This window comes from Streptomyces sp. NPDC004752, from assembly GCF_053601275.1.
Genome location: NZ_JBSGBN010000128.1, coordinates 1 through 22590 on the forward strand (window position 1 = coordinate 1; position 22590 = coordinate 22590).

17 protein-coding genes and 6 pseudogenes are annotated in these 22590 nt (G+C 68.4%); 8 read left to right on the plus strand and 15 right to left on the minus strand.

Annotated elements, in window-relative coordinates:
- Positions 1-106: 106 nt before the first annotated feature.
- Positions 107-1369 (plus strand): IS701 family transposase, encoded by a 1263-nt coding sequence (locus tag ACWEKM_RS36810; protein WP_451625634.1) that lies wholly within the window; start codon positions 107-109, stop codon positions 1367-1369.
- A gap of 105 nt (positions 1370-1474) precedes the next feature.
- Here the strand turns inward: ACWEKM_RS36810 and ACWEKM_RS36815 are convergent, their stop codons facing one another.
- The 4 genes from ACWEKM_RS36815 to ACWEKM_RS36830 all read right to left on the minus strand — a co-directional run bounded on the left by ACWEKM_RS36815 (position 1475) and on the right by ACWEKM_RS36830 (position 6389).
- Positions 1475-2776, minus strand: coding sequence for an ammonium transporter (locus ACWEKM_RS36815; protein WP_451625635.1), 1302 nt, complete (start codon positions 2774-2776; stop codon positions 1475-1477).
- 775 nt (positions 2777-3551) lie between these two features.
- Entirely contained in the window at positions 3552-3890 is a 339-nt protein-coding gene (locus ACWEKM_RS36820) for an aldehyde dehydrogenase family protein (RefSeq protein WP_451625636.1), read from the minus strand.
- 711 nt (positions 3891-4601) lie between these two features.
- Positions 4602-5567: an electron transfer flavoprotein subunit alpha/FixB family protein gene (locus tag ACWEKM_RS36825; RefSeq protein WP_451625637.1), complete on the minus strand. Its 966-nt coding sequence runs from the start codon at positions 5565-5567 to the stop codon at positions 4602-4604.
- Positions 5568-5588: 21 nt separating this feature from the next.
- Positions 5589-6389: an electron transfer flavoprotein subunit beta/FixA family protein gene (locus ACWEKM_RS36830; RefSeq protein ID WP_451625638.1), complete on the minus strand. Its 801-nt coding sequence runs from the start codon at positions 6387-6389 to the stop codon at positions 5589-5591.
- Between the two features lie 195 nt (positions 6390-6584).
- Between ACWEKM_RS36830 and ACWEKM_RS36835 the strand changes: the two genes are divergently transcribed.
- Positions 6585-7490: a LysR family transcriptional regulator gene (locus ACWEKM_RS36835; RefSeq protein WP_451625639.1), complete on the plus strand. Its 906-nt coding sequence runs from the start codon at positions 6585-6587 to the stop codon at positions 7488-7490.
- Between the two features lie 88 nt (positions 7491-7578).
- A complete protein-coding gene (locus ACWEKM_RS36840) occupies positions 7579-8229 on the plus strand; it encodes a helix-turn-helix domain-containing protein (protein ID WP_451625640.1) in 651 nt (216 codons plus the stop codon).
- A 165-nt stretch (positions 8230-8394) separates the two neighbouring features.
- Here ACWEKM_RS36840 and ACWEKM_RS36845 read toward each other — a convergent pair.
- The 8 genes and pseudogenes from ACWEKM_RS36845 to glnT form a co-directional block, all read right to left on the minus strand.
- Positions 8395-8632: pseudogene (locus ACWEKM_RS36845) on the minus strand (S-(hydroxymethyl)mycothiol dehydrogenase); the annotation flags it as partial.
- A gap of 26 nt (positions 8633-8658) precedes the next feature.
- On the minus strand, positions 8659-9861 hold the full coding sequence (locus ACWEKM_RS36850) for an allantoate amidohydrolase (protein ID WP_451625641.1): 1203 nt from the start codon (positions 9859-9861) through the stop codon (positions 8659-8661).
- Complete coding sequence (locus ACWEKM_RS36855) at positions 9854-10291, minus strand: HutD/Ves family protein (protein ID WP_451625651.1); 438 nt, start codon at positions 10289-10291, stop codon at positions 9854-9856. Before ACWEKM_RS36855 ends, ACWEKM_RS36850 begins: the two co-directional genes overlap by 8 nt.
- 10 nt (positions 10292-10301) lie before the next feature.
- Entirely contained in the window at positions 10302-11480 is a 1179-nt protein-coding gene (locus ACWEKM_RS36860; RefSeq protein WP_451625642.1) for an NAD(P)/FAD-dependent oxidoreductase, read from the minus strand.
- Complete coding sequence (locus ACWEKM_RS36865) at positions 11480-12823, minus strand: FMN-binding glutamate synthase family protein (protein WP_451625643.1); 1344 nt, start codon at positions 12821-12823, stop codon at positions 11480-11482. The genes ACWEKM_RS36860 and ACWEKM_RS36865 overlap by 1 nt, the downstream gene beginning before the upstream one ends.
- An 11-nt stretch (positions 12824-12834) precedes the next feature.
- Entirely contained in the window at positions 12835-13527 is a 693-nt protein-coding gene (locus tag ACWEKM_RS36870) for a GltB/FmdC/FwdC-like GXGXG domain-containing protein (RefSeq protein ID WP_451625644.1), read from the minus strand.
- Positions 13524-14435: a glutamine amidotransferase gene (locus ACWEKM_RS36875; RefSeq protein WP_451625645.1), complete on the minus strand. Its 912-nt coding sequence runs from the start codon at positions 14433-14435 to the stop codon at positions 13524-13526. Before ACWEKM_RS36875 ends, ACWEKM_RS36870 begins: the two co-directional genes overlap by 4 nt.
- A gap of 35 nt (positions 14436-14470) precedes the next feature.
- On the minus strand, positions 14471-15802 hold the full coding sequence (glnT, locus tag ACWEKM_RS36880; protein WP_451625646.1) for a type III glutamate--ammonia ligase: 1332 nt from the start codon (positions 15800-15802) through the stop codon (positions 14471-14473).
- 789 nt (positions 15803-16591) lie between these two features.
- Between glnT and ACWEKM_RS36885 the strand changes: the two are divergent.
- Positions 16592-16753: pseudogene (locus ACWEKM_RS36885) on the plus strand (transposase); the annotation flags it as partial.
- Positions 16754-16895: 142 nt separating this feature from the next.
- Here the strand turns inward: ACWEKM_RS36885 and ACWEKM_RS36890 are convergent.
- Complete coding sequence (locus tag ACWEKM_RS36890) at positions 16896-17654, minus strand: helix-turn-helix transcriptional regulator (RefSeq protein ID WP_451625647.1); 759 nt, start codon at positions 17652-17654, stop codon at positions 16896-16898.
- Positions 17655-17690: 36 nt separating this feature from the next.
- On the opposite strand from ACWEKM_RS36890, the gene ACWEKM_RS36895 reads away from it, so the two are divergent.
- Together ACWEKM_RS36895 and ACWEKM_RS36900 are read left to right on the plus strand one after the other, a co-directional pair.
- On the plus strand, positions 17691-19229 hold the full coding sequence (locus ACWEKM_RS36895) for an FAD-dependent oxidoreductase (protein ID WP_451625648.1): 1539 nt from the start codon (positions 17691-17693) through the stop codon (positions 19227-19229).
- A 140-nt stretch (positions 19230-19369) separates the two neighbouring features.
- A pseudogene (locus ACWEKM_RS36900) lies at positions 19370-19693 on the plus strand (hypothetical protein); the annotation flags it as partial.
- Here the strand turns inward: ACWEKM_RS36900 and ACWEKM_RS36905 are convergent.
- Positions 19684-20754 (minus strand): annotated as a pseudogene (locus tag ACWEKM_RS36905) (ISAzo13 family transposase); the annotation flags it as partial. The pseudogenes ACWEKM_RS36900 and ACWEKM_RS36905 sit on opposite strands and share 10 nt — an antisense overlap.
- Before the next feature lie 49 nt (positions 20755-20803).
- Between ACWEKM_RS36905 and ACWEKM_RS36910 the strand changes: the two are divergent.
- Positions 20804-21262: pseudogene (locus tag ACWEKM_RS36910) on the plus strand (transposase); the annotation flags it as partial.
- Positions 21217-21780: pseudogene (locus ACWEKM_RS36915) on the plus strand (transposase); the annotation flags it as partial. The pseudogenes ACWEKM_RS36910 and ACWEKM_RS36915, both read left to right, overlap by 46 nt.
- A gap of 317 nt (positions 21781-22097) precedes the next feature.
- Here ACWEKM_RS36915 and ACWEKM_RS36920 read toward each other — a convergent pair.
- Positions 22098-22589, minus strand: coding sequence for a hypothetical protein (locus ACWEKM_RS36920; protein ID WP_451625649.1), 492 nt, complete (start codon positions 22587-22589; stop codon positions 22098-22100).
- Between the last annotated feature and the right edge of the window lies 1 nt (position 22590).

Sequence of the window (22590 nt, forward strand, 5' to 3'; positions counted from 1 at the left end):
CAGGCGAGTACTTCGACGTCCCCAACGGGAACTCCTGTTCTTCGGATCCTCACGATCCAATGATCAGGGTGTCCCCGATCAAGGGCTAACCCCCGTTCTGCCAGGTGTGACACCTGAGGAGATGGACGATGTCCGCCCGCGTCTGGAGGCGTTCGCCACGGAGATGCTCGGCTCGCTCAAGCGCCGGGATCAGCGGGCCAAGGGCGAGTTGTACGTGCGTGGGCTGATGCTGGACGGCAAGCGCAAGTCGATGCAGCCGATGGCCGAGCGCCTGGGCGTGGACCATCAGCAGCTCCAGCAGTTCGTGTCCTCCTCGACCCGGGACTACACCGAGGTCCGCCGCCGAGTGGCCCGGCGGGCCGCGACGCATATCGCGCCGGAGGCGTACGCGGTCGACGACGTGGGCTTTCCCAAGGACGGGTACGACTCACCGGGGGTGGCCCGGATGTACTGCGGCGCACTGGGCAAACGGGGCAACTGCCAGACAGGGGTCAGCGTCAATCAGGTGTCCGACCGCGCCTCGGCAGCGGTGAACTGGCGGCTGTTCGTGCCCGAGAGCTGGGACGGCACCAAGAACAGTGATGACGCGCTGCCAGCCGGGGCGATCCGGCGGCGCCGGGCGAGATCCGGCATCCCCGACCAGGTGCGGCACCGGGAGCGGTGGCGCCTGGCCCTGGAGATGCTCGACGAGGTGCGCGAGGAGTGGGAACTGCCCGACCTGCCGGTGGTCGCCGACACCGGCTACGGGGACACCACCGGCTTCCGCCAGGGCCTGACCGAACGCGGCCCGGTCTACGCGGTCGCGGTCAAGGGCAGCACCACCTGCTGTCCGGGCGACGCCGTTCCCCAGCGTCCGGCCTACAGCGGTCAGGGCCGACCACCCGGTGTCGCCTACCAGCAGCCACACACCACCTTGCGGACACTGGGCATCACCGCCGGCCGCCAGGCCGCCCGGACCGTCACCTGGCGCCACGGCACCAAGACGACCAAGAACAACCCCCACGCCGCCATGCGCTCACGCTTCATCGCCCTGCGCGTGCGCCCGGCCAACCGCACCATCCGCCGAGCCGCCGACGGCTCACTGCCCGACTGCCGGCTGCTCGCCGAATGGCCGCCCGACGCAGCCGAGCCCACCGACTACTGGCTGTCCACGCTGCCTGCCGAGACCCATCTACGCGAACTTGTCCGCATCGCCAAGATCCGCTGGAGAGCCGAGCACGACTACCGCGAACTCAAAGACGGCCTCGGACTCGATCACTTCGAAGGCCGCAGCTACCCGGGCCGGCACCGGCACGTGACCCTGACCGCCCTTGCCCATGCCTTCTGCACCCTGCTCCGGATCGACCCAAAAGTCCCTGCGCCGGCCTGACCCTCTACGCGGTCCTCCGCGCGTTACAGAAGATCCTGGCCACCTGGACCGGCGCCTGCTCGGTATGCGGCCAACCCGCCCCCACACCCGAACCGCACCCCAGAACTAGAGCGCCGGAGACGAGGAGACGGCGGGCGCTGGAGCGGTGGCCACGGGGTGGAGGAGGTCGTAAGCGCTCTCGGCGTGCAGGTGGACGTCCACGCCGCCCTCCTCGACTTCGGGGCGGACGCGCAGGCCCATGGTCTTGTCGAGGACCTTCGCGATGAGCCAGGTGACGGAGAAGGAGTACAGCAGTACGGCGAAGGCGCCCACCGCCTGCTTGCCGAGGAGGCCGAGACCACCGCCGTAGAGCAGGCCGTCAACACCGTTCGGGGCGTCGGAGGTGGCCAGGATGCCCACGAGCAGCGTGCCGGTGATGCCGCCGACCAGGTGGATGCCTACGACGTCGAGCGAGTCGTCGTAGCCGAGCCGGTACTTGAGCCCCACGGCCAGTGCGCAGACCGCGCCGCCGATCGCACCCAGGAGCAGCGCGCCGACCGGCGACACCGCTCCGCAGGACGGGGTGATGGCGACCAGTCCGGCGATCGCGCCCGACGCGGCGCCGAGACTGGTGGCGTGGCCGTCGCGGAGCTTCTCGACGAGGAGCCAGCCGAGCATCGCCGAGCAGGTCGCGGTGAAGGTGTTGAGGACGACGACGGACGCCGCGTTGGACGAGGTGAGGGCGGAGCCGCCGTTGAAGCCGAACCAGCCGAACCACAACAGGCCCGCGCCGAGCATCACCAGGGGCAGGTTGTGGGGCTTCTCCGCGACGCCCTCCTTCTTCCAGCCGATGCGCCTGCCGAGGACGAGGATCACGGCGAGGGCCGCCGCACCCGAGTTGATGTGCACGGCCGTGCCGCCCGCGTAGTCGATCGCGCCGAGCTTGTTGACGATCCAGCCGCCGACGGCGTTGTCGCCGTCGAACGCGAACACCCAGTGCGCGACCGGGAGATACACCAGGGTGACCCAGATTCCTGTGAAGGCCATCCAGGCCCCGAACTTGATGCGGTCCGAGATCGCGCCGCAGATCAGGGCGGCGGTCAGGGCCGCGAACAGCGCCTGGAAGGCGGCGAAGACCGAGAGCGGGATGACGGCCTTCGGGTCGTCCTTCATCACGCCGCTCATGCCGAAGTACTCGGTGATGTCACCGAGGATCCCGGCACCGCCGATCGAGTCGCCGAACGCGGCCGAGTAACCGTAGACGACCCAGATACAGCCGACCAGGGCCACGGCCCCGAACGTCATCATGATCATGTTGAGGACGCTCTTGGCGGCGACCATGCCGCCGTAGAAGAGCGCGAGGCCCGGCACCATCAGACAGACGAGTGCCGTGCTCGCGAGCATCCAGGCGGTACTTCCGGTGTCCATGCGCACGCTCCGCGGAGTGGATCGGCGGGTCCCGCAGACAGCGGGTCCCCACTGAAGGAAACGAAGTTTCACTGCAGTAGACCGGTCGGGTGTTACGGACGCTCAAGCGCCGAATTAAGGGCGAGTTTCGGTCACTGCCCAGGCCGCCCGATTCAGCCGGAACCGGGGATGCGGCTCGGCCCGTGGCCAGGTCGGCGGCCATCGCCCCGAACAGCGGGGCGAACCCGGCGTCGTGCCCCGAGCACGGAGACACGATGACCAGGGGGCTGTGCCGGTCGAGGACGAAGTACTCGTCGGGGGTGATGCGGTAGAGGCAGCCGGCCTCGGCGACCGGCTCGGGGCCGAGTCCCGGCAGCCAGCCGAGGACGAAGCCGCTGACGCGCGTGCGCGAGGCCGGGTCGACGACCCCGTCGCAGGTACGGGCCGTGGTGGGGGTGCCTCGGTCGTGCTCGGCGGCCCTGACCGCGGGCAGCGGGCCCCCTCGCTGCCCGACGGCAGGCCGAAAGCCTGCGTGGTCGCGCCCTTGGAGACCAGCACCGGCAACGGCACGTCCGGATCCCGCTGCCGGAAGTGGAAGACCTGCTGTTGGGTCACCCGCAACGGCGGCAGGACGACGGGCAGCCCGAGGCCGGGCAGCCAGGGCCCGGAGCCGAGCACGACCGTGTCCGCGACGAACTCCCGGCCGTCGTCAGTGCGTACCCGCGCCTTCCCTGCCCGCCGTCCGCCCGTCCGCCCACCACCCGGACGTCGATGCCCTCGCCCCGGCAGCGGGTGATCACATCGGCACCGGGTTCGCGGCCCGGCGCACGCAGGCGGCTACTGAGGCGTCGGCGTCCACCACGCCCGCGTCCGGGTGGTACAGCGCCGGGCCGGTGAAACGGATCTGTGGCCGGCGCGCCGAAGCCTCCTGCGCGCCGAGGAGTTCGTACGGCACCCCGGCCGCGCCCAGTACGGCGGCCAGGCCCTCCGGGTCGCGCCCTTCGACCAGTTCCCCGGCAACCTCGGCGAGCACGTAGCTGCCCAAGGGGGTCTCCGGGGACGGCTTGAGGATCATCGTGCACCCAGCCGCCGGCGCCAGCCCGAGCTTGAGGGCCGAGACGGGCAGCCGTTCCACGGCGCGATCGCCGCGACCGCCCCGACGAGCTCGCGCAGCATCCGGGTGGTGCCCCCGTCCGGGCGCACCCGCGCGTGCGGTAGGGGAACTCCCGCGCCTAATGCGCGTAGTAGCTCAGGAACTGCAGCGCGAGGCCTGGGAGTGTGCGCTGAAATCTTCGAAGCCCGGGCCCACCGCGCCACGCTTCCAACCTCCGCGTGAGCCTCGGTCGCGCGCCGCGTCACGCTGTCGCTGTCGGAATCCACCATGAGTACCCGGGCTGCGCTGCCGAACAGGAGGTGGTCGAACTCGCGGCACCCTGGTCATTCGCTCCAACTCGACGGCGAAGGCGCTCACGGCCCCATACACCTCGGCATACACCCCGGCGGGTTCCTGTCTGATTCCCTTCTGTCATCGCCTTCCCAGACGCAACCGTGCAGCTGTGATCGCCGCTCCCCCGTTCATCGGCGCAATAGCGGCCCCCGTCCGCAGCGTGATGAGGGTGCCGTCGGTGAGGACGCGTCCCAGGTCGGGACGGTCCAAGTCTGGGTCGAAGACAGTGAAGCCGTTGTCGGGAACCGGCGCTTCAACAGCTTCCCGACGGACTCGGAGCGAAGGAGGCGGCGCGGCTCGGCACAGCAGATCGCGTCCCACCGGAAGGTGCACCAGCCATCGAAGCAGTGGACCGGATGGTGACGCTTTTGGCGACATACCAAGGGCGGCTCCATGAGGTCATCCCATGCTCAGCCCCTTGCGCTGGTTGATCTCGGCGGTAAGGGCAGGGAGGACAGTGTGGAGGTCGCCCACGACACCGAAGTCGACGAGCTCGAAGATCGGCGCCTCCTCGTCCTTGTTGACGGCAACGACTGTCTTCGAGGTCTGCATGCCCGCGCGGTGCTGGATCGCACCGGAGATGCCGCCTGCGACGTACAGCTGCGGGCTGACGGTCTTGCCGGTCTGGCCGACCTGGAAGGTATGCGGCATCCAGCCCGAGTCGACGGCGGCACGCGAGGCGCCGACCGCGGCGCCCAGCGCGTCGGCGAGGTTCTCGACGGGGGTGAAGTCGCCACCGGTGCCGCGGCCGCCGGAGACCACGATCGCGGCCTCGGTCAGCTCGGGACGCCCCGAGGCCTGGCGCGGCTCGAAGGCCACGATCCGGGCGGACTTGGCGGCGTCGGAGACGGTCACCGCGAACGGTGTCAGCGCGCCGGCGCCGGTGGCCTCCTCCGGCACGGCGGAGTTCGGTTTGACGGTGATGATCGGAGTGCCCCGGGTGACCTTCGCCTTGACGGTGTAGGTTCCGGCGAACACCGACTGGGTGGCAACGGGACCCGCCTGGAGGTCGATGGCGTCGGTGATCAGGCCGGAGCCGAGTTTGATCGCCAGGCGTCCGGCGATCTCCTTGTTCTCCGCCGAGGACGGGAGCAGGATCGCGGCCGGGTCGGTGGCGGCGGCGAGTTGCTGCAGGGCCTCGGCCTTCGGGGCCACGAGGTAGCCCTTGATCTCGGTGTCGTCGATCGCATAGACCTTGTCGGCGCCGTACGCCTTGACGGCCTCGGCAACGGTGGCGGCCTGATCGGCGTCGCCGATGAAGACGGCAGAGGGCTCGCCAAGCCGTCTGGCTATGGTCAGCAGCTCGAAGCTCGGCTTCCTGACAGCGCCGCCGACGTGGTCGATGAGAACCAGAATCCCAGTCATTGTTCTTTGACTCCCCCTGCCTCAGATGAACTTCTTCGACGCGAGGAAGTCGGCCAGCGCCTTGGCGCCCGAGCCGTCCTCGTCCTTCACGATCTCACCGGCCGTCCGCGCCGGGCTGGCGTCGGCGGCCTCGACAGTGGTCCACGCCCCCGAGAGGCCGACCTGACCGGCCTCCAGGCCGAGTTCGGCGAGGTCGAGAGTCTCGAACGGTTTCTTCTTGGCCGCCATGATGCCCTTGAACGACGGGTAGCGGGCCTCACCCGACTGGTCGGTGACCGAGAGAACGAGCGGCATGGTGCCGCCGATGACCTCGGTCGCGATGTCGCCGTCGCGGTTGACGCGTACCTGGTCGCCCTCGGTTTCGACAGCCGAGACGAGGGTGATCTGCGGCAGGCCGAGACGCTCGGCCAGCATCGCCGGGACGACGCCCATTCCGCCGTCGGTGGAGGCCATCCCGCACATGACCAGGTCGGGCACGACACCGCCGTTGGCCTTCTTGACGGCCTCGGCCAGCACCAGCGAGGTGGCGACCGCGTCCGAGCCGGCGATCGCGTCGTCACAGACCAGCACGGCCTTGTCGGCGCCCATCTGCAGGGCCTTGCGGACCGCGGCCTCCGCGTCGGCGGGGCCGACGGCCAGGGCGGTGACCTCGACATCCTCGTCCTCGCGCTCCTCCTTGATCCGAAGCGCCTGCTCGACGGCGTACTCGTCGAGCTCGGAGAGCAGACCATCGACATGCACACGGTCGACGGTGAGGTCCGACTCGAACTGCCGGTCGGCAGTCGCGTCCGGTACGTACTTCACAAGTACTGTGATCATCATTCGGGGCTGTCCTCATGCGTTCGCTGGGGGACCTGGGGTGCACCGTCACGAAGGCGACCGGTGCCTGTGGCCTCTGCGCGTACGGGAAGCGGGCCAGGGACACCACACGAGTACATCCCCCGAGGAAACGCATGTCCAATATCAATCGAGGCCGGATTATGCCGATTCAAGAAATAATCGCTTAGGGTTGTCCCCATGGAGGTTCGCCAGCTGCGGTGCGTCGTCGCTGTCGCCGAAGAGCTGCACTTCGGGCGCGCCGCTCAGCGTCTGCAGATGTCCCAGGCACCGCTCAGCGCCCAGATCAAGCGCATCGAGCGAGAGGTCGGCTTCCCCTTGTTCGAGCGGACGACGAGGAGCGTGCAACTGACGGCGGTGGGCGCCGAGTTCTACCGCCGCGCCGTCGCGATCCTGGAGCAGGTCGACCAGGCGACGGCAGACCTGGAACAAGTCGCGGCCGGTCGGGCAGGGCGCCTCCGGGTCGGCTTCCCGAGTTCGGCCAGTTACTCGATCCTGCCCCACGCCGTCCGGAGCACCCGTGAGCAGGCACCGGACCTCGACATCGACCTCGTACCGCTCACCAGCGCCGAGCAGGTGGAAAGAGTGCACGAGGGAACGATCGACATCGGCATCGTGCGGGGCGAAGCAGGCGCCCTCGACCTGCAGACCAGGAGACTCTACGAAGAACAGATCGTCGCCTGCCTGCCGAAGGACCATCCACTGGCCGCGAACGAGCTCGTCAGCGCCGAGGACCTGGCACGCGAACCGCTGATCTTCTTCCCCGCCAGAGACATGCCCGGCTTTGTGGCGGAGATCAGGCCGATCTTCAACGGTATGCCGTTCCCCCGCGTGCGGACCCGCGTCGTCCACCAGGAGACGGCGCTCGGCTTCGTCGCCGCGGGCGTGGGCTTCACGCTGCTGCCGGAGTCGGTCACGTCATTCATGCCCTCGTCGGTCCGAGTGGCCCGGATCGACTCCTGCCCGACCACCGTGATGTACGTCGCCGAACCACGGACGCTCACCCCGGCCGCGCGGTTGTTCCGGCGGGCACTCTTCGAGGCGGCGGCCGCCGTGTCCGCATCTTTATCGGCCTCGTCGGCCTGACAACCGCAGTGGGCGCGGCTCCCGTTCCGGTACGAGCCGGCTGAGCCGCGGCCACTGGTAGTGGACGCTGTGACGTTAGGGTGTACTTATGGGAGAAGATACGAACGCGCTGCTGCGCAACGTCGGCACGGCGCGCGACCGCCATGCCGACGAGCCGATCGAGACGCTCGAACTCGAGGCAGCGATCGCCCGCAACGTGCGTGAACTGCGCCATCAGCGCGGGCTTTCGGTCACCGACCTGGCGGCCAAGGTCGGTATCTCCAAAGCGATGCTTTCCAAGATCGAGAATGCCCAGACCTCGTGCAGCCTCAGCACGCTCTCCCTGCTGGCCAAAGGCCTCGACATTCCAGTGACGTCACTGTTCCGCGGAGCGGACGCCGAGCGCCCGGCCTCCTATGTGAAGGCCGGGCGAGGCACACCGATCGTTCGAAGCGGCAGTCAGGTGGGGCATGACTACAAGCTCCTCGGATCGCTTCGCGGTGAGCACAAGCGCCTTGAGTGCCTGCTCGTGACTCTCACCGCGAAGAGCCAGATCTATCCACTCTTCCAGCACCCCGGCACCGAGTTCATCTACATGCTGGAAGGCGCGATGGACTATGGCCACGGACGCAGTGTCTACCGCCTCAAGCCGGGCGACGCCCTGATCCTCGACGGCGAGGGAGCCCACGGCCCCGTCGACCTGGTGGACCTACCGATCCGCTTCCTTTCCGTGATCGCTTTCCCCGACGGCACCAACTGAGGCCACCATCCAGGTCGCTGCGGAAGGCAGCAACCTCAGCCCAGCAGAGACGGTTCGAGGCTCCTGCCGTCGCGGGGCGGACGGGAATGTGACGACAGGGTGTGGAACGAGTCGCGTTCGGCGCCGATGGTGGTGTCCTCGCCGTGTCCGGTGTGGACGACAGTCTCCTCGGGAAGCCATCACGCCGCAGCCGAACAGCCCACCGTGGCGGGACGTGCCGCCGGGTCGGCCTTGATACACTCCCCGGCCGTCACCAGGCGCTTCCCACGAACGCCCTGATGCCCAGCGCCGGTGACAGCTCGGTGCCGGCGTCCGGCCCGTCGGCCGACGTCATCTTCCGGGTCGCATTGCGGGTGTTGAAGCATTATGTGGGCTCCCCGCGGCGGCACGCTCGGCCCTCCCCGCCCGCCCTCGGGCTGTGCCTTTGGCTCACCGGCGGAGCAGTGTCCCCAGGCTGTCGGCGAGCGCTGCGGCGCCGATCTCGGCGTCGGCGTCCTCCACCTGCTCGGCGGGGGCGTGCGAGACGCCCGTGGGATTGCGTACGAAGAGCATCGCGGTCGGCACGTGGTCCTTGAGGACGCCGGCATCGTGGCCGGCGCCGGTGCCGAGCTGCGGCGCCGCGTCGAGTGCGTCGGCGAGCCGGTCGCGCAGCCGTGGATCGAAGTCGACGGTGGAGCTGAAGGACTCCTCGGTCATCTCCGCGGTGCATCCCTCCTGCGTGGCGAGCTTGCGCGCGGCCCGCCCGATCTCGTCGACGAGATGGCGGGTGACGGCGTCGTCGGGATGGCGGACATCGAGCCAGAGGTCCACCCGGGAGGCGATGACGTTGATGCCACCGGGCACGGGCAGGAGCCGACCGACGGTGGCCCGGGCGTCCGGGACGGCGCGGGCGAGGCGTCGCACCTCGGTCACCAGCAGTGCCGCGGCCACCATGGGGTCACGCCGGTCGGCCATGAGGGTGGTGCCGGCGTGGTTGCCCTCGCCGGACACGGCGATGCGCCAGCGTCCGTGCCCGAGGATCGAGGAGGCGACCGCCACCGGCCGTTCCAGGTCGACGAGGCCGCGCCCCTGCTCGACGTGCAGCTCGACGAAGGTGCCGATCCGCGCCAGCGTCACGGGGTCGGGGCCGAGGTGTACGGGGTCGAGGCCGTTGCGCCGGGACGCCTCGGCGAAGGTGACGCCGTCGGTGTCGGTCAGCGACCGGGCCCGGTCGGGGTCGATCGCGCCCGTCAGGAGCCGTGACCCGAGGCAGGCCACGCCGAAGCGGGCGCCCTCCTCCTCGGGGAAGACGGCGATCGCGCGCCGCCCGGCGACACCGCGGGCGGCGAGTTGATCGAAGGCGACCAGCGCCGAGGCCACACCGAGGGGGCCGTCGTACGCGCCGCCGCCCGGGACGGAGTCGAGGTGGCTGCCGGTCACGACGGCCCCCTCCCCGACGCCGCCGTGCCAGGCCCAGATGATGCCGTTGCGGTCGGTCTCGACGTCGAGCCCGCGCTTTTGCGCGTGGGCGACGAACCACGAGCGCAGGTCGAGTTCGGCACCGGAGTAGACGGACCGGGTGTAGCCGCCGCGCTGGGGGTCCGTGCCGACGCCGGCGATTTCGGCGAGCAGGGAGGAAACGGTGTCAGTCATCGGGTTCCTTGAAGAGTCGTATGGCGGCGGCCAGCTCCTCCAGCAGGACGGTGGCGTCGGCCGGGAGGCGCCGGGCGGCCGCCGGCCGGAGGATCACCTCCGCCCGGCACGCGCCCCGTCGCGTCATCACGTTGAGTGCCCGGGTGGGCCTGTCGAGGGCCACCGTGACCGGTGCCTCGCCGGCGAACCGCGCCTGGTCGCCGGCCGCGAGCCGCTGTTGCCGCCCGTCGACCGTCAGCCGCAGGGGGCCGAGCGCGATGAAGAGGCGATCGAGCCCCGGGAACGTCGAGAACGGCGCGTCGCGGTCGAGATCGGCCACGCTGATGCGCCACAGGACCCGGCCGGACGTGTCTGTCCCGGTCGCGAGTTCCCGGGTGGCTCCGGCACCGTTGCGCCAGGGGGTCGGGGCCACCCGGGAGGGGTCGAGCATTCCGGTCACGTCACCGCATCTCGCCGGCACCGGCATAGGGGTGCAGGCTGCTCAGCGGTTTGCCCTCGGCGAACCGTTCGAGGCGGAAGTCCGAGGCAGGGATGTCGGGGTCGGTGCTGTCGCCCTCGAACACCAGGTCGGCGACGAGGTCGCCCACGGCCGGGCTGATCTTGAAGCCATGACCGGCGAAGCCGGCGGAGAGGATCAGGCCGTCGATGCCTCCGACCGGGGCGATCACGGGGTTCCAGTCCGGCGGGACGTCGTACACGCCGGCGTAGGTGTGGGTGACCGACGGGTCGGGGAAGCCCGGGAAGCGGTGCATCAGCTTCTCCGCGTACTTCTCGATACTGGCCTCGTCGGCGATGTTGGAGTAGTTGTCGGGGTCGACGAACTTCTTCTGGAAGTCAGCGTGGTCGCTGTTGCCGACGAGGAACTGGCCCGCACCCTCCAGCCGGCAGTACTGCAGACTCACCAGGTCGGAGACGACCGGGAGGTTCGGCAGCGGCTCGCCGGCCTCGACGATGAGGAGCTCCGAGCGGTAGGCCTCGACCGGGAAGTCGATTCCGAGGTCGGTGAGCAACTTCGCCGACCACCAGCCCGAGGCGACGACGACCAGATCGGCATCGACCACCTCACCGCCGTCGAGCAGGACACCCGTCACCTTGTCGCCCGAGGTGAGGATGCGGGCGACGGGGGTGTTCTGCCGGATGCGCGCGCCTTGCTCACGGGCCACCTGCCCGTAGTGCAGGGCGAGTTGGGTGGCGTCGGCGAACCCGCCATGCGGTTCGTACGACGCCAGCGCGACGTCGCCGACCTCCATCATCGGCCACAGCTCGGCCAGCCGGTCGTTGTCGATCAGGTCGACGTCGATGCCGAGGCCCTGGTGCATGGCGGTGTTGGCCCTGAGCGGCTCGGCGTTCTCCTCGCCGACGATGACGGTGTAGCCGACCTGGCGGAAGCCGACCCGGTCGCCGAGCTCCTCGAAGACCGGCGTGCTCCGCCACGCCATCGCGGCGATCGAGGGCACACCGTAGTGCGCGCGTACGATCCCGCTGGACTTGCCGGTGCCGCCGCCGGCGAGCTGGTGCCGCTCCAGGACGAGCACGTCGGTGAGTCCGCGCTGCGTCAGTGCCCGGGCGATCGAGAGTCCGATCAGGCCGCCTCCGACGACCACTGCCTTCGTCGCCATCAGAATCCCCGCCCCGGGATCCAGGAGGTACCGGCGAGCGGGACGCGGGCCATGGCGGCCGCCTCGATGGAGGTGGCGACCATGTCCTCGGGTTCGAGGTGGGTGACATGGGCCTTGCCGCAGGCGCGGGCGATCGTCTGGGCCTCCATGGTGAGTACCCGCAGGTAGTTGGCGACCAGGCGGCCGCCCTCGACCGGGTCGAGCCGCTGTTGGAGTTCCGGGTCCTGGGTGGTGATGCCCGCGGGGTCCTGGCCCGCCTGGAACTGGTCGTAGAACCCGGCCGCCGAGCCGAGCTTCTCGTACTCCGCGGCGTACTTCGGGTCGTTGTCGCCCAGCGCGATGAGGGCGGCGGTGCCGATGGCGACGGCGTCGGCACCGAGGGCGAGCGCCTTGGCGACATCGGCCCCGGAGCGGATCCCGCCGGAGACGATGAGCTGGACGCCGTCCGGCTTCTTGTGGACGCCGAGTTCCTGGAGCGCCTGCACCGCCTGCGGAACGGCGGCGAGGGTCGGGATGCCGACGTGCTCGATGAAGACGTCCTGGGTGGCGGCGGTACCGCCCTGCATGCCGTCCACCACCACGACGTCCGCGCCGGCGTGCACGGCGAGCTTGACGTCGTAGTAGGTGCGCGAGGCGCCGACCTTGACGTAGACCGGCTTCTCCCAGTCGGTGATCTCGCGGATCTCGTTGATCTTGATGGTGAGGTCGTCCGGGCCGGTCCAGTCGGGGTGGCGCGAGGCCGAGCGCTGGTCGATGCCGGCGGGCAGGTCCCGCATGCCTGCGACCCGCTCGGAGACCTTCTGGCCGAGCAGCATGCCGCCGCCGCCCGGCTTTGCGCCCTGGCCGAGGACGATCTCGATGGCGTCGGCACGGCGCAGGTCGTCCGGGTTCATGCCGTAGCGGTTGGGCAGGTACTGGTAGACCAGCGTCTTGGAGTGGCCGCGCTCCTCCGGGGTCATGCCGCCGTCGCCCGTGGTCGTGGAGGTGCCGGTGGCCGAGGCCGCGCGACCGAGGGCCTCCTTGGCGCCTGCTCCGAGGGCCCCGAAGCTCATGCCGGCGATCGTCACCGGGATGTCGAGTCGGAGGGGGTACTTGGCGTTGCGCGCGCCCAGCACCACGTCGGTGCCGCACCGCTCGCGGTAGCCCTCCAGCGGGTAGCGCGACACCGAGGCGCCGAGGAAGAGCAGGTCGTCGAAGTGAGGCAGGGCGCGTTTGGCGCCCCAGCCGCGGATGTCGTAGATGCCGGTCTCGGCGGCACGCTGGATCGCGGCGATGGTGGCCCGGTCGAAGGTCGCGGACTCGCGCAGGCCCAGCCGGGCCCGGTCATCGGAGGTGAGGGTCATCGGATCCTGCCTCAGTACTCGTTCTCGTGGGTGAAGTGGTAGAGAGTGCGGGCCGAGCCGTAGCGCTTGTACGACGCCGGGTCATCGTCCTCGAAACCGGCCGTCTTGAGCAGGCCCGCCAGTTCCTCGAGGTGCTCGGGCCGCATCTCCTTCTCGACGCAGTCGGCCCCGAGCGACTTGGCGATGCCACGCAGGTAGATGCGAGCCTCGTAGAGCGAGTCGCCGAGCGCGTCCCCCGCGTCCCCGCGGACCACCAGGCGGCCCTTCTGTGCCATGAAGGCGCTCATGTGCCCGACGTCGCCGCCGACGACGATGTCGATGCCCTTCATCGAGATGCCGCAGCGGGCGCCGGCGTCGCCGTCGATGACCAGCAGACCGCCGCGGCCGGTGGCTCCGGCCGACTGTGAGGCCGAGCCCGTGACATGGACGGTGCCGCTCATCATGTTCTCGGCCAGGCCCTGGCCGGCGTTGCCGTTGATGACGATCTCGGCCTGCTGGTTCATGCCGGCGGCGTAGTAGCCGAGGTGACCGTTGACGGTGACCTTGACGGGCGCGTCGAGGCCGACGGGCACGTTGTGGGCGCCGCGGGGGTTCTCGATCACGTACTCACCTTCGAGGCCCGCGGCGTGGAGCGCCTGGTTGACCTCGCGCAGGGGCGTGGTGCTCAGGTCGAACGCGGGCACTGCCTCGTCGGCGGAGCTCATGCCGACACCTCCTGACGGTTCCAGTGGTAGATGACCTCGGGCTCGGGCTCCCAGATCCGGGCGTTCTCGACGCCGGGCAGGTGGGCGAGGGCCCGGTACTCTGACGCCATCGCCACCCAGTCGTCGGTCTCGGCGATGACGGCCGGCTTGCAGGCGATGGCGTCGCGGACGACCGCGAAGCTGTCGCGGTTGGAGACCAGCAGGGTGTAGAAACCGTCGAAGGTCCGGGTCAGGTCGGTGAGCGCCTCGTCGACGCCCTTGCCCTCCGCGAGTTGGTGCGCGACGAAGCGGGCGCCGACCTCGGTGTCGTTCTCGGAGTCGAACTCGACGCCGGCGGCCCGCAGGTCGCGGCGGATCGTGGCGTGGTTGGAGAAGGAGCCGTTGTGCACCAGGCACTCGCCCGGGCCCACGGCGTAGGGGTGCGCGCCCGCCGACGTGACCGCCGACTCGGTCGCCATCCGGGTGTGGCCCACGCCCTGCCAGCCCTGCGCCTTCGCGAGGCCCCAGCCCTCGGCCAGCGCCCGGGGGGCGCCGACGCCCTTGAGGACGGCGAGGTCCTCGCCGAAGCCGCCGATGAGGACGTGCGGATAGGCCTTCTTCGCGGCGGACAGCAGCACCTCCGAGTCGACGTAGGCGCTGGCGAGCACCACGTTGTCGACGGTGATGGCCGTCACCTCAGTGCCGGTTTCGGCGCCGAGCGCCGCCGCGACCGTCTCGCCGGACACCTCGATGTCGATCAGTGAGACCGAGCCTCTGCCGCGCGGCGACCAGTCCTCGTTGCCGTAGACGGCGATGCCCGCCGAGTCCGCGCCGCGGTCCTCCATCTCGCACAGCATCCCGGTGAGGAGCTCACCGAGCCGGGAGTAGAGCTCGGGGCTGCGCAGGTGCAACCCGACGATTCCACACATGGGTTGAGTCCCTTTCTCGGGGAAGTGACGGGGCCTCAGAAGGCGGTGAGGTAGCGGTCGTGCTCCCAGCCGGAGACGGCAGCGTGGTAGGCGAAGAACTCGTCCTTCTTCAGGCTCGCGAAGTAGTCGGCGACCCCCGGGCCCGCGACGTCCAGGGTTCCCTTGACGATGTCGTCTGCCTCGAAGGCCTCGACGGCGTGCAGCAGCGTCAGCGGGAACGGGGTCTCGGGACCGGTACCGACCTCGCCGAGGGAGAGGCCGCCGGCGATGCCGTCGAGGCCGGCGTCCACGGCCGCGGCGATGGCCAGATACGGATTGGCCGCGCCGTCGCCGCCGCGCAGCTCGATGCGCTGGTTGTCCGGGATGCGCACGTAGTGGGTCCGGTCGTTGCCGCCGTACGTCGGCAGTTTGGGTGCCCAGGTCGCACCGCTCGCACTGGAGGCGACCGCGCCGGTCCGCTTGTAGGAGTTGACCGTCGGTGCGATGACCGCCTGCAGCGCGGTCGCGTGCTCCAGGATGCCGGCGACGAAGGAGTACGCCGTCTTCGACAGCCCCAGACCGACCGAGTCCTCGTCGCCCCCGCTGCTCGCCGGGAAGACCGGGGCGTCGGTCGCGGTGTCGCGCAGGGAGAGGTGGAGGTGAAGGCCGGAGCCGGTGCGGTTGGCGAACGGCTTCGGCATGAAGGTCGCGATCATGCCCCGCTCCTGGGCGAGCACGCTCAGCAGGTAGCGGAGGGTGATGACTCGATCGGCTGTCGTCAGGGCGTCGGCATACTGGAAGTTCTGCTCGAACTGGCCGTTGCCGTCTTCGTGGTCGTTGGCGTAGTTGCCCCAGCCGAGCTGGTTCATCGCGGTGCTGATCGAGGTCAGGTGGTCATACATCCGGGTGACGCCACGCGCGTCGTAGCACGGCTGGGCCGCGACGTCGTCGCTGTCCGCCGGGACCACGGCGCCCGCCGCGTCGCGCTTGAGGAGGAAGTACTCCACCTCGGCGCCGGCGTAGGGCGCGAAGCCGGCGGCGGCCGCTTTGGCGACGACCTGCTTGAGGATCACGCGGGGAGCGAAGGGCCACAGCTCGCCCTTCACGTGGGGGTCGCAGTGGACGATCGCCAGGCCTTCCTTGACGAACGGGACGGGCGTGAACGAGGCGACATCCGGGATCGCCATCAGGTCGGGGTCCTTGGGCTCCTGCCCGATCGCGCCGACGGCGTACCCGGCGAAGCCGACGCCCTCGGTCGCCAACTCGTCGACAGCCTCGACAGGCACGAGCTTGGCACACGGCTTGCCGTTGAGGTCGACGAAGAGCGCCAGGAGGAACTTGGTGCCGCTGGCCTCACAGAGGGCGGCCAGGTCGAGGTTGTCGGTCATGATGACTCCCGAAGTCAGGTTCACTGAAATGAATCAGTGTCTCCGCTGAGTAGACATAGTGGATGTTTCGATGTCGTTGCGGAGTAGTTAGGTCTGGATCTCGTGAGCCTCGGATCCGGTCTTACGGATCGCACGGTCGATGCGCGTTGCGGCGGCCGTGCGATGAGTCGCCGTCGTCGACCGCGGCTCGCGCCGAGCCAAGGTCGTGAGGTTCACACCGGGGTGATGTCCCCGCCCATGGGGCTTGCCGCAGGCGAGGGCGCCGCCATGGCGGCAAGCGCACCGGTCCGGTTACCGGCGACAGCGCCCACCGGACGGAGGTCGTACGCCGACGTGCGACGTCATGCCGAAGCTCACCGACCGGGCGGAGGCGCGACGGTGACCTCGTCGGCATCGGGTGGAGCCGGCTCGGGTTCGGGTGAGGATCTCTGCGCGCTCGGCCGGTCCGGCGTCGTACTCGCTGACGATGGTGACGATGCCGCCCCCTCCCCGCCGACGTGACGACGGGCGCGTCGGCCGGCTCGATGCTGGTGGAGCGGTGGTGGATCTTGCGGGGGAACGGGGAGAGGAAGTCGGCGCAGCGCCCGGCCGCTGGGATGCTTTTGGAAATCGTCATCTATATGCAATACCGGTGATTTAGGTTGTTTTCCGGCGGGTCGGCTTAGTCTTGGTCGGCCCGACCAGGGTTACGAGTATCTGGCCGGGGCGGATTGTGGTGCTTGAGGTTGCTCCGGTTTGGTGGACAGCCATCCGCTTGGGGACACTGGTCCCCGCAAGGAGGAGTCCATCGTGCCGAGAACACGCCCGGCCTACCCGCCGGAGTTCCGTCGCCAGATCGTGGAGCTGGTCCGCGCCGGCCGCACGCCGGAGGAGCTCGCCAAGGAGTTTGAGCCGTCCGCGCAGACCATCGGTACCTGGGCGAACCAGGAACGAGTGGACGCTCACCGCAGCACCAGACGGACCCCGCGTGACCTGGGCGATGGACATGACCGGTGGTGGGGCCTGAAAGCCGACATCCTCACCCTGTCCGGAAGCCCGGTGCTGGAAGCGGCCTATCAGGTCGTCGGGACGATCGTACCGGCGCTAGGCGCGGTCAAGCCATGATCGATAGCCGGTACTGAGAAGGCGACTGACCGGTCTGGGCATTGAAGACGCGGCTGAGGTAGAACGCATCCCGGTATCCGCAGCGTTCGGCGATCACCTGCAGGGTGTCGTCGGTCTTCGTGAGGAGTTCCCGCGCCTTCCGTAGCCGGACGCTGCGCAGGTACGCGATGGGTGTGACGTTCTGGACGGCCCGGAAACGTCGCGAGAGTTGGGCTGGACTGATGTCGAGCGAAGCGGCCAGGCCACCGAGTGACAGATCCGGTGAATTGAAGTTCGCCAGGAGGTACGCCGTTGCCTGCCGCACCAACTCGTCTTCGGGGAACTCGCGTTGACGGAGCAGCATCAGGACGATGTCGGTCACCACGTGGGCGGCGATCACATCGACGTGCGTCCGGGCAGCTTCAAGCATCATGAGGTCGGAGCGGAGTCGATCGAGTTCTACTACTCGCGAGAGGCCGATCGGCGGAGCCAGCTCTGTGTTGAAGCGAGCGTGGAAGAAGGACGTCGGAGTCTGCATCCGGCGCCAAAGCGAGCCTCCCGGCGGGCATATGACGACATCGTCGAGGTGCGCCTGCCCTCGCTGTCCTCCGGAGACCTCAAAGGTGAAGGTGCCTGTGCGCGGCAGCAGCAGACACCAGCTGTCGTAGCTGTCGAGACTTCGGCTGAACTGTTTCTTGGGCGGCGCGATCAAGTAGCCGTCCAGCGTCACCATGGCAAAAACGTACATGTCTGCGATCAGAATTTCCATCCCCGGCCGCACTCCAACTTGCGAAGGTGCATGACTATGACGACGAAAGCCAATGTTTGTGTCTACGGAGGAACCCCAGCCGGGTGCGTGGCCGCAGTGACGGCACACCAGGAGGGGGCATCGGTGATTCTTATCGAGCCGGGCCGTTGGCTCGGCGGCATGCTGAGCTCGGGGATCAAGCCCTTGCAGGACTGTCCGGTCCCCGCCGCTGTCGGTGGACTGACCAGTGACGTCATCCTCGGCCTCGGGAACAACCCGCACGACATCATGCGGGCGTTTCATGACTGGATCGAGGGCACCGGTATCGAGGTCATCTTCGAACGCCGGGTGCGTTCGGTGAGCGTGGAAGGGAACCGCATCACCTCAGTCCAGCTGGAAACGTCACAGCCGGACCGGTGGGGTGTGCCGTTGCCTGCTTCGGAATCTGTGCCCGATGGCGTCGTCGAAGCGTCGGTCTTCATCGATGCCTCGTACGAGGGCGACCTGATGGCATCGGCCGGCGTTCCCTACCGCACGGGACGGGAAGCGCGGGACGCCTTCGGTGAAGAGGTCGCCGGTGTGCGAACAGTCACCAACTGGACACCGATCGATCCGTATGTCGTTCCAGGCGACAGCACCAGCGGACTGCTCCCTCTGCTGGAACCGGATCACGGCCTGCCTGTGGGGGCCGCCGATCATTACACGCAGGCGTACAACTACCGCTTCTACGTAACGACCGCCCCATCGTGGCGGACTGAGATCACCGCCCCCGATGGCTACACCCCTGAGAACTATGAGCTGGTGAGGAGGTACGTGGAACACCTGGGATCGAACATCGAGGCCCTGAGAGGGATCTTCCCCGGCTGGCTCAACTCGGAGGAGTACAACTATCAGCGGGCATCACTGATCACCAATGCTCCCCTCGGGGTGAGCCGCGAATACCAAGACGGCGACTGGAACGTCCGATCCCGACTGTGGCGCCACCACATCGACTATCTCCGTGGCCTTCACCACTTCCTGTCGACGGATCCGTCCGTGCCCGAGGAGTTCCGAGCGGAGACAGCGAGCTACGGTTTGGACGCGCACATCTTTCCCGAAACGGAAGGCTGGCCACCACAGTTGTACGTGCGTGTGTCTCGGCGGTTGCGTGGGAGATACACCCTCACGCATGACGACGTGCTGAACCGGACCGAGCCTGGTGACAGTATTGGACTCGCGCTTTTCGGCGTGGATGTCTATCCAACGCGTCGCATTCCGCATACCGATCCCCAGACCGGCCGACTTGGCGTGGCGACCGAGGGCGACATGTTCATCGGCGGGCACATGGGCACTGGTCGACCCTACCCTGTTTCCTATCGCGCCATCACCCCGCAGCAGTCCGAGTGCGGCAACCTGCTGGTACCAGTCTGCCTATCGGCTACACACATCGCATATGCGGCAACTCGCATGGAACCCGTGTTCTGCGTCCTGGCCGAATCCGCTGCGGTCGCTGCAGTGCAGTCCCTGCGTGAACAGGCCGACGTCCAAGGCATCGAGCTCGGCAAACTGCAAACCCGGCTGGATGAACGCGGTCAGGTGGTCACGTGGGCCGACTGACGTTCGACCCTGAGTGGGCATTTGATTTAGACGCTGCTGTCTTTCCGGGCTTGAGGGCTGTGTTTCCGCTGGTCAGGCATAGGCTGGTGATCCTGTGGGAGTGGTGCCCTGTCGTGTCGCCGTTCCCGTGGAGGTCGTGGATGCCGTCGGTCGTGGGGCTGCTTGAACAGCGCGAGCTCGTTGCTCGGCGTCGGGTGGACGAGCTGCGGGAGGAGGCCGACCGGATCCAGGCCGAGCTGGCTCTGGCCGAGCGGGACTGGAAGGAATGGGCCATCGCCCGTGTGCGGGTCGGCGAGGTGCTGGACCCGGTCGAGGAGACCGAGCAGGGCCACAACCAGGTCGGCCGGACAGTGCCGGCCTCCGGCGGACGGGCCGAGCAGACGTCGTCAGCGGCAAGAGCCGCGAAGCCCAGGTCACAGGTGCCGGTATGGCGTGAGGGGCTGGACCGGTCGGTGGTGGCGGTCGCGGCGATCGTGTTGAGGACGACCTCGTGGCTGGTCAGCGGTCTGCCGCGCCAGTTCATGGTGATGTGTGAGAACAACCGGTGCTCAATTTTATTCCATTTTGAAGTACCCGGCGGGAAGTGACAGACCGTGACCGTCAGGCCGGCTTCGGCGGCGAACGCGGCCAGCTCGGCCTTCCACAGCCGGTAGCGGTAGCTGTTGGACCCGCCGGCATCCGCGGTGATCAGCAGCCTGGATGCTGCGGGGTAGTCGTGCTGTCCGCGCGCTTGCCACCAGCGGCGGATCGAGGCGGCCGCGAACGCGGACGTGTTGTGGTCGGTCCCGACGTTCACCCAGCCGGTGTTCGCGGTCATGTCGTATATCCCGTACGGAATCACCGACTCCACGTGCGGGCCGGCGAAGAAACTGTGATCCTCAACCTCGACGGGCGTTCCGGCCGGCCGCCACTCCTGTCCGGCCATCGGCAGCAGCCCGATCTGTTCCTTCTTCTTCGCATCCACGCTGATCACCGGCTCGCCCGCGGCCTGGTGCTCTTTGACCTGTTCATTGATGTAACGGAACTGCGCGTCCCGGTCGGGATGGTCGCCTTCCAGTGTCTTGGCGGTGCCCTGCAGGCTGAACCCCTGCTTCTTCAAGAGGCGGCCCACCGTGGGCGCGGTCACGCGATGTCCCTGCCGGGACAACTCGGTGGCCAGGTTCCGCAGCGACTTCGTCGTCCAACGCAGCGGCGACATCGGATCACCGCGTTCGTCCGGCTTCACCAGTGCCATCAGCGCCGGAACCAACTGCGGGTTTACGGCCTCGGCCCGCATCCGGCCACCGCCGGGCCGCCGGACACGACTCTCCTGCAACGGCTCGACCCCGCCCTCGAGCTCGAACACGCCCTTGCGGACCGTCGTCTCGCTGACCCGGGCCGCCCGCGCGACCAGGCGTACACCTCCGTGGCCGAGCAACCGGGCCTCGGTCGCCAATGCCAGCCGCTGCTGACGCTCGTTCAGATGCGGCAGCAGGACCTCGAACCGCCGCGCCAGCTGGCCACGGACCTCGTCGGATATGCGCATACCACATCAACGAGACCTACTCGCGAAGCAACGCGTTATTTTTTGACGGCTTCACCTGCTGCGCAACAGCTTCCGGCACGCGGCCCGACAGGACTGGGACAAGATCGCCAAGGCGCTCAAGCCCGTCTACACGGCCCCGAACGAGGCCGCCGCGGCCGAGCGGTTCGGCGAGTTCCAGGAAACCTGGGGCAAGAAATACCCGGCGGTCATCCGGCTCTGGGAGAACGCCTGGGCCGAGTTCATGCCCTTCCTCTCCTTCGACGTGGAGATCCGCAAGGTGATCTGCTCGACGAACGCGATCGAGTCCGTCAACGCGCGCATCCGCAAGGCCGTCCGGGCCCGCGGACACTTCCCCAACGAAGCCGCGGCCCTCAAGTGCGTCTACATGGCGCTGATGAGCCTGGACCCGACCGGCAAGGGCCGCAAGCGGTGGACCATGCGCAGCAAGGCACCGTTGAACGCCTTCCAGATCGCCTTCGAAGGCCGGCTGACCCCGGCCGCCAACTGACCCCTACAAAAACTGGATCAGCCGTCTACTGGACACACCCTCTCCCGATCGGCAACGGCCAATTCCTCTATCTGGCAACGGGGTTGGACCCGTGCTCGAAACGCCTGACGGGCTGGTAGATCGCCGATCACATGCGGACCTCGCTGGTCACCGACGCGCTCAGGGCCGCAGCGAGGGCCCGCGGCGGGGACGGTCTGCGCGGGGCGGTATTTCACAGCGACAACGGAGCGCAATATGTGTCGAAGGAGTTCGCCCAGGTCTGCTCGGAGCTGGCCGTGACCAGATCGCGCGGCGCGGTCGGCACAAGTGCGGACAACGCCGCCGCGGAGAGTCTGAACGCGACCATGAAGCGCGAGACGCTCCCAGGCCGCAAGCGGTGGAACGGGGCCAGCGAGGCCCGCCTCGCCGTCTGCCGCTGGGCGACCCGCTACAACACCCGCCGACGGCACTCCCGGCTCGGCCAGATCAGCCCGATCACCTACGAACAGCGATCAACTACGCCGGCCACCGCCGCATGACAACCGGTGTCCACGATTACGGGGAAGGCCCCGTAGTCCACGCTCCGCTGTGTACCGCTTCGTGTACTTGCTTCCCGCCTGGTGCTACTTCCTCTGGAACGTCATTCCCCAGTCTCCAGGTGTCCACGATCAAGGGGAAACTCCAGGCTCGTGGAAACCAGACGCATCCACGCAGACGCCCAGATCATCCACCTCGAAGTCCCCACCAGGCAACCGCGCTGACCGGACCGGTACGGCACTCACACATACCGCCGCAGCTGGAAGGGCAGCGGTCACCCGATGGTAACCGCCGCCCCTGTCGTTTATTGGTATCTACCCTAGCCGGAAGCCAAACAGGCTCGCAGCCGAGTGATGTCTGGAGGACTCAGCCGTAGGACGAACTCGGCCAGGTTGCCCTGGTCCGAGAAGCCGAAGACTGCCGTCGAGTCACCGACACCCCGTGCCACGCTTTCCGGCCCAAAGCGAAGACACAGGCCGTCTGTGTACAGCTGAACTCCACCTGCTGAGGGATCCTGTGCTGACTCGTCGTACGACAGTACCGGCACGCCGGAATCCACAGTCGTGGGAACGGGCAAGGGGAGCACTTTCTCCTCCGGCCTGACGAGGTCAACGAGGATGACTTCCACCACCTCACCACTGTCCTGGTCAGTCTTGATCTCAACTAGGGATGCTCCCACGTCCAGTGTGATGGAGATTGGCGCCTGTCGAAGGCGCGAGTAGGCCGGCCACTGAGCGGTAAGTGGGACATACTCGTCGAGATCGACAGTGGGGCTCTCTACCGGTTGCACGCCCCGGATCTTCAGCGGCACC